Source organism: Chryseobacterium sp. NFX27 (genome assembly GCF_049887855.1).
Lineage (GTDB): Bacteria > Bacteroidota > Bacteroidia > Flavobacteriales > Weeksellaceae > Chryseobacterium.
This window is the reverse complement of the sequence record NZ_JAGEKK010000025.1, coordinates 50,267-56,548: the sequence shown is the minus strand read 5'-3', so window position 1 is coordinate 56,548 and position 6,282 is coordinate 50,267. Positions and strand designations below refer to the sequence as shown.

9 protein-coding genes are annotated in these 6,282 nt (G+C 36.2%); 4 read left to right on the top strand and 5 right to left on the bottom strand.

Annotation, left to right across the window (positions count from 1 at the left end):
• Window positions 1-144: 144 nt before the first annotated feature.
• From J4Q03_RS20005 to J4Q03_RS19995, 3 genes are all read right to left on the bottom strand, one after another.
• Window positions 145-1,104 carry a D-2-hydroxyacid dehydrogenase gene (locus J4Q03_RS20005; protein WP_426049874.1) on the bottom strand — a complete coding sequence of 320 codons (960 nt, stop codon included), beginning with the start codon at window positions 1,102-1,104 and terminating at the stop codon, window positions 145-147.
• A 99-nt stretch (window positions 1,105-1,203) separates the two neighbouring features.
• Window positions 1,204-1,608 (bottom strand): LNS2 domain-containing protein, encoded by a 405-nt coding sequence (locus J4Q03_RS20000; RefSeq protein WP_426049877.1) that lies wholly within the window; start codon window positions 1,606-1,608, stop codon window positions 1,204-1,206.
• A gap of 211 nt (window positions 1,609-1,819) precedes the next feature.
• The gene (locus tag J4Q03_RS19995) at window positions 1,820-2,236 is read right to left on the bottom strand and encodes a carboxymuconolactone decarboxylase family protein (protein ID WP_426049873.1); all 417 of its coding nucleotides are present in this window, start codon (window positions 2,234-2,236) and stop codon (window positions 1,820-1,822) included.
• A gap of 110 nt (window positions 2,237-2,346) precedes the next feature.
• Between J4Q03_RS19995 and J4Q03_RS19990 the strand changes: the two genes are divergently transcribed.
• From J4Q03_RS19990 to gcvT, 4 genes are all read left to right on the top strand, one after another.
• Window positions 2,347-3,192, top strand: coding sequence for an AraC family transcriptional regulator (locus J4Q03_RS19990; protein WP_426049872.1), 846 nt, complete (start codon window positions 2,347-2,349; stop codon window positions 3,190-3,192).
• A 177-nt stretch (window positions 3,193-3,369) separates the two neighbouring features.
• Window positions 3,370-3,879 carry an isopentenyl-diphosphate Delta-isomerase gene (gene idi / locus J4Q03_RS19985; protein ID WP_426049871.1) on the top strand — a complete coding sequence of 170 codons (510 nt, stop codon included), beginning with the start codon at window positions 3,370-3,372 and terminating at the stop codon, window positions 3,877-3,879.
• 3 nt (window positions 3,880-3,882) lie between these two features.
• The gene (locus tag J4Q03_RS19980; RefSeq protein WP_426049870.1) at window positions 3,883-4,353 is read left to right on the top strand and encodes a hypothetical protein; all 471 of its coding nucleotides are present in this window, start codon (window positions 3,883-3,885) and stop codon (window positions 4,351-4,353) included.
• 8 nt (window positions 4,354-4,361) lie between these two features.
• A complete protein-coding gene (gcvT, locus tag J4Q03_RS19975; protein WP_426049869.1) occupies window positions 4,362-5,438 on the top strand; it encodes a glycine cleavage system aminomethyltransferase GcvT in 1,077 nt (358 codons plus the stop codon).
• 56 nt (window positions 5,439-5,494) lie between these two features.
• Here the strand turns inward: gcvT and J4Q03_RS19970 are convergent, their stop codons facing one another.
• Complete coding sequence (locus J4Q03_RS19970; protein ID WP_426049868.1) at window positions 5,495-5,677, bottom strand: hypothetical protein; 183 nt, start codon at window positions 5,675-5,677, stop codon at window positions 5,495-5,497.
• A 162-nt stretch (window positions 5,678-5,839) separates the two neighbouring features.
• On the bottom strand, window positions 5,840-6,196 hold the full coding sequence (locus tag J4Q03_RS19965; RefSeq protein ID WP_426049867.1) for an arsenate reductase family protein: 357 nt from the start codon (window positions 6,194-6,196) through the stop codon (window positions 5,840-5,842).
• Window positions 6,197-6,282: the final 86 nt, after the last annotated feature.

Here is a 6,282-nt window from a genome sequence, read left to right as displayed (position 1 = left end):
TGCATAAACAAAAGGAAATCAAAATGAAAACTTATAAAAGCAAAAACCAAAGCAAAAACAAATTTGCTCTGGTTTAATTATTTATTTTTGTCCTTTAATCTGTATCGGATTTTCAGGACGAGACATCTTTATCCGATTCAGTGTTTACTGAATCTGTAAAATACTTGAGATCTGTTCCGCCAGAGAAAGTCCGATCCTGTCCTGAGCTTCCAAAGTAGAAGCACCGGTATGCGGAGTCAGGGAAATCTTTGAATGGTTCAGTATTTCTTTAGAAGGAGTAGGTTCGTTGATGAAAACATCCAGGCCTGCAAATTTCACTTTTCCTGAATCTAATGCAGCAATTAAAGCTGATTCGTCAATAACACCGCCTCTTGAACAGTTTACAATGGCAACACCGTCTTTCATGATATCAAACTCATTCTTCCCGATCATGTATCCGTCTTTCTGAGCCGGCACATGCAGGGTAATGAAGTCTGAATGTTTCAGAACATCCTGAAGCGGTTCAGTTTCTATGTCTACATTAATGAACTGGTTGTTGTAGAATTTCACTTTAATGCTTGCCTTTCCTACATTATTATCCGCTGCAATCACTCTCATTCCTAATCCAAGAGCAATTCTGGCAACCTCCTGTCCTATTCTTCCCATTCCAACGATACCGATTGTTTTACCTCTTAATTCGATACCGGCAGTATATGCTTTTTTCAGACCCGCAAATTCCGTATCTCCTACTAAAGGCATTTTTCTGTTTGAATCCTGAAGGAATCTCGCTCCGGAAAACAAATGGGCAAAAACAAGCTCAGCAACCGATTCCGAAGAAGCAGAAGGGGTATTGATTACATGAATTCCTTTCTCTCTTGCATAATCTACATCAATATTATCCATTCCTACACCGCCTCTACCGATAATCTCAATAGACGGGCATCCATCAATAATATCTTTTCTTACCTGTGTGGCACTTCTTACCAGCAGGGCACGGATCTTGTGCTCATTAATGTAATCTACTAAAAACTCCTGCGGGACTTTTGCAGTGATCACTTCAAAACCTTTCTCAGCCAGAGCATCAATTCCAGATTGATCCAGACCGTCATTTGCTAAAACTTTCATAAATACAATTGATATTAAAAGTGAAGAGATTTAAAAATTAAAGAATTTCAGTGCGTACACTTTTTATCATTCAATTTTTAAATCTCTGTATATGTTTTCTTAATCTTCTTTGAAAACTTCAATGGTAACCTGCTTTTCTACAAGGTCTGTGAATCTGCCTTTGTATCTTGTCGCTCTTACCAGGTGGTTGTCTATCCAGTGATAATTTCCTCCTCTCGGTTTTCCGCAAAGTACACTGTGGTATTTGAAGCCATTCTTATCCAGCCAGTCGATGGTGATCTGTTTCAGGTTTTCTGTTCTTGAAGTGAAGAAGCAGATCTGATGTCCCTCGTCATACCATTTGTTGATGGTTTCAAGTGCATCAGGATAAGGTTCACAGGTAACCATTCTTTCGGGTTCTTCATTCGGAACATCGTCTGTAATGGTACCGTCTATGTCTATTAAGTAATTTTTTACTCCATCCTTAAGAATAGGACTTAAGTGCTCGATATATTCTAACTCCATCATTAAAATTTGAAATGCAAAGTTACAGCTTTTACCTGTAAGCTCAATGTCAAATTTGATATATATTGAAAATACACTGTAAAAAATGTTATTTAATGAATAAATTTAACAATACTTTATCATTAACCTAGCTGTAGTTAATTTTATTCCGTTTTTAATGTGACTTTAAAATTTTTAAATGTTACGATAAATCTGAAATAAAAAATGACCTTTAAAATTTATCTCCCAGACTGATCCGTAAACGGTTCAGAGCGTTCATCAGGGAAATACTGGAGGTGAGTTCTGCAATTTCTTTTTCTGAGAACTCTTTTTTCAATTCTTCAAGCAAGATCTTCAGGTCTTCGGTCAGCAATGTCACAGCATCCGCCCATCTTAATACCAGAATCTGCTTCGGGTCGAATGATACAGAATGTTTGTACCCCGGTATTTTATCTATTAAAGATAATTCCATTCCCATTTCTCTTAATTCATTAGCATGAAAACTGCAGCAATAGGAACATCCGTTCAACTGGGATATTCTTAGTTCAGCCAGGGCAATAAGTGTATTGTCTATTTCTGAATTTCTGATGCTTGAGTGTGCCTGATACAGATATCCTACCGTTTTTTTTGAAATCTCTTTATAATCCATTTCTTTTTTTGGCAAAGTTAGAAGTACAGCTGCTTCCGAAAGAGTATAAAAATGGGATAAATAAGTAAAAATAAAAGATCTAATTTTGCCGGATCAAGCCTGACAAAAGCATGGACCATATTCAAGAACTTATCGAGATCGAAACCGCCGAACTTACTGAATGGAAAGACAGATTCCGCAAAAACAGTTTTTTCGAACTGGTATTTATCCTGAAGGGAAAAGGAATTCAAAGTATAGAATACCAAACTAAAGCCTATGAAAAAAATGATTTTTTCCTTTTACCGCATTCTAAATGTCATGCTTACACAATTTCGGAACCCACTACTTTTTTCTTTATCCGGTTTACGGAACATTATTTCAAAAATCTTAAAAATACCTCTATAGATTATTTACAGTGGTACAGTAAGCTCAATTATATTATTGGGTTTTATGATTTCAGTACCGGCCTCTATTTCAATGATGAAAAAGACAAACGCCAGGTAAGGAGGTTATTTGAAATCATACAGCTTGAAAAAGAACAGGAATCCGAGTATTCGGAAACCTTAGTTGCCAATACATTAGCCTCTATATTAACAATAATAAGTTCAAAATTAACGGCATCCCATCATCTATACAAAAAAATTGATGATAGATTTGCAGACATCATTCAGCATATCAATCAGAATATTATTGATGAAAAAAAAATATCGGTTGTCTATCTTTCAGAGAAGTTTAACATTTCTAAGAAGTATTTCAGCGAATATTTTAAAAGAAATGCTCATGAACCATTAAAGGAATACATTCTAAAAACAAAGCTTCAGATAGCAGTTAACAGAATACAGTATACGGAAGCACCTTTCCAGGAAATTGCATGGAGCCTTGGGTTTACCGACAGCAGTCATTTAAACAAATCTCTAAAAAAGCATTTGGGGGTAACTTCATCTGCTTTAAGAAAAGAGAAAATTTCAATAAAATAATGAGGCTTGGTGCCGGAAGACATCTTAAAACAACTCTGCCCCTCCCTTCGAGAATTCTCATCTGATATTTAGCCGAACTCACGTTATGGATATTTTCAACTTCACCTCTTACCCCATATCATATGATGTTTCTCCAAAAATTTTCAAAATACATTTATTAGGCTTACATTTGTAGAAATGGAAGAATTTGTAGTTTTAGTAAATCCCGAAGATAAAGTTCTGGGCCTTATGGAAAAGCAGCAGGCTCACATCAACGGTCTTCTTCACCGTGCATTTTCCGTGTTTTTGTTCAACAGCAAAGGCGAAATGCTTCTTCAAAAAAGGGCACCCGGAAAATACCATTCTCCCAGCCAGTGGACTAATGCAGTCTGCTCTCATCCAAGAGAAAATGAAACCTATCTTGAAGCTGCCAACCGCAGGTTAAAAGAAGAACTCGGAATCGAAACGGAGCTTTCGGAAAAATTCAATTTTATCTATAAAGCAGATGTAGGAGGAGGTCTTTGGGAACATGAACTCGACCACGTATTCGTAGGGAATTATGAAGCAGATTTCAAGTTAAATCAGGATGAAGTGGAAGAAGTAAGATTCATTTCCATGGAAAATCTTGATCAGGAAATGCTGAAAACTCCTGAAAACTTCACAGCGTGGTTTAAAATCATCCTTGAAGAATATAAACACCATTTTTAAATGATGAAAAAAGTATTACTGATATCCGCTTTTTTATCGGCAAGCCTGTTTTTTGCCCAAAAAGCAAAAGTTTATGACAGTCCCGGTTACACAATTAATGTTCCTGAAGGCTGGAAATCTACCAATGACAGCGATATTGTCAATATTTTCCCTGCCAATGAAATCGGAGCCATTACCATTTCAGAATATCACGACCTGAATCTTCCGAAAGCAGAAATGAAAAAGTTTATCCTGGCTCTTTATAAATCTGAAGATCCGGAAAGCAAAATAAAGGAAACCAAAGGCAGAAAAGGATATACAGAATATTCTTACGAGTATTTTGACGAAAAAGACCAGCTTTTCTGGATCACCAGGGCTTTCCAAAAGGATAAAGATCTGTATCTGGTTTCCATCAACTGTGGCCAGAAGTACTGGAACGGAAATTATATGAGCCTTTTTAACGAAACTTTCAACAGCTTTAAAATAAAGAAATAAAATTAAATATGAAGAAAACAGCCTTATACGATAAACACGTTTCTTTGGGCGCTAAAATCGTACCTTTTGCAGGTTTTGAAATGCCTGTACAATATTCTGGTGTAACGGAAGAACATTTTGCAGTAAGAGAGAAAGCCGGATTGTTCGATGTTTCGCACATGGGACAGTTTTTTATTGAAGGACCGGGATCTAAGGATCTTTTACAGTTTGTTACAACCAACAATGTAGATGCTCTTGAAAACGGAAAAGCTCAATATTCTTGCCTTCCTAATGAAAACGGTGGAATCGTAGACGATCTTATTGTTTACAAAATGGAAGACGACAAATATTTTGTAGTGGTAAACGCATCAAATATCGAGAAGGACTGGAATCATATTTCAAAATACAACACGTTCGGGGCTAAAATGACCAATGCTTCTGATGACATGTCATTATTAGCTGTTCAGGGGCCTAGAGCTACAGAGATCTTACAGAAGCTTACAGAAACCAATCTTTCTGAGATTCCTTACTACAGTTTTACAGTAGGAAGTGTGGCAGGAGTAAATAATGTGATCATTTCGAATACAGGATATACAGGAAGCGGGGGTTTTGAGATCTACTTTAATAATGAAAATGCTGAACAGCTTTGGGATGCGATCATTAATGCAGGTGAAGCAGAAGGAATTATTCCTGCCGGGCTTGCTGCAAGAGATACTTTAAGACTGGAAAAAGGTTTCTGCCTTTATGGGAATGATATCGATGATACTACTTCTCCTATTGAAGCAGGATTAGGATGGATCACAAAATTCGACAAGGATTTTGTCTCTAAAGATACATTTGCAAAACAAAAAGAAGAAGGTGTTACAAGGAAATTAGTAGGTTTTGAGCTTCAGGATAAAGGGGTTCCAAGACATGATTACCCTGTAGTAGATGCAGAAGGAAATGTAATTGGTAAGGTAACCTCAGGAACACAGTCACCTATGAAAAAAATAGGTCTGGGTCTGGCTTATGTAGACAAGCCTCACTTCAAACTGGGTTCTGAGATCTTTATTCAGGTAAGAAATAAGAACATCCCTGCAAAAGTAGTGAAAGCTCCTTTCGTATAATTGTTCAAAAAAACATAAAAAAGAGGCTGTAATTGAATTACAGCCTCTTTTTTGTATTAATAACAGATACAGCAGAGTATTCTGTCCGGTGTACAGGCATCACCTACTCCCGGTGTATTGGAGATAGCCCCGCCTGCCGGTCCGCACAGCGTATAACAGTTGACAACAGGTCTGAACCCTCCGTTAATTTTTTTTAATGCCGATCTGTTAAGGTTTTTTGTTCGTAAAAAGTTTTTCATGATATTATTTTTTTTGTTTTATAAATATAAGTATTTAATACTGAATCCATTAAAAATAAATCACAAAATATTGATAAAATAATTTAAAAATACTTCGACTCCACTCATGCTGAGTGGAGTCGAAGTATTTTTGATCTTAAAAACCGTAATTAATCAAGAAAATTATTCCTCAACTCCAAAGAATTCTCTTAAGGCTTCAACATTTTTCTTGTCATTCCCTACAAAAATTTCATTGTCGGTGAGAAAAACAGGACGTTTCAAAAATGTATAATGATCAAGCAGTAAGTCTTTAAAATCTTTCTCTTCAAGAGATTTTGTATCCAGACCTCTTAATTTGATCTGTGTGGATTTTTTACTGAATAAGGCTTCGTAGGATTTTGTTTTTTTATACATAGCTGCCAGTTCTTCCTTTGTCACCGGCTCTTTTTTGATTTCACGGAGTTCCCAGTCTGTAAGGTCAAACTGCGCCAGAATCTTTCTGCATGTATCACATGTATTGAGATGAAATACTTTCTTCATTGTTACTTTTAAATCTGTTATGGGTTAAATTTCCTTCTTCACTGAAGTTTTATCTTTCAAAAGTAGGATTTAATCTAAAATTCTGG

Bases quoted from the DNA above. Each gene is read 5' to 3' on its own strand.
- J4Q03_RS20005 (WP_426049874.1), bottom strand. From the start codon at position 1,104: ATGAAAGTTTTAGCAAATGACGGTCTGGATCAATCTGGAATTGATGCT.
- J4Q03_RS20000 (WP_426049877.1), bottom strand. From the start codon at position 1,608: ATGGAGTTAGAATATATCGAGCACTTAAGTCCTATTCTTAAGGATGGA.
- J4Q03_RS19995 (WP_426049873.1), bottom strand. From the start codon at position 2,236: ATGGATTATAAAGAGATTTCAAAAAAAACGGTAGGATATCTGTATCAG.
- J4Q03_RS19990 (WP_426049872.1), top strand. From the start codon at position 2,347: ATGGACCATATTCAAGAACTTATCGAGATCGAAACCGCCGAACTTACT.
- idi (WP_426049871.1), top strand. From the start codon at position 3,370: ATGGAAGAATTTGTAGTTTTAGTAAATCCCGAAGATAAAGTTCTGGGC.
- J4Q03_RS19980 (WP_426049870.1), top strand. From the start codon at position 3,883: ATGAAAAAAGTATTACTGATATCCGCTTTTTTATCGGCAAGCCTGTTT.
- gcvT (WP_426049869.1), top strand. From the start codon at position 4,362: ATGAAGAAAACAGCCTTATACGATAAACACGTTTCTTTGGGCGCTAAA.
- J4Q03_RS19970 (WP_426049868.1), bottom strand. From the start codon at position 5,677: ATGAAAAACTTTTTACGAACAAAAAACCTTAACAGATCGGCATTAAAA.
- J4Q03_RS19965 (WP_426049867.1), bottom strand. From the start codon at position 6,196: ATGAAGAAAGTATTTCATCTCAATACATGTGATACATGCAGAAAGATT.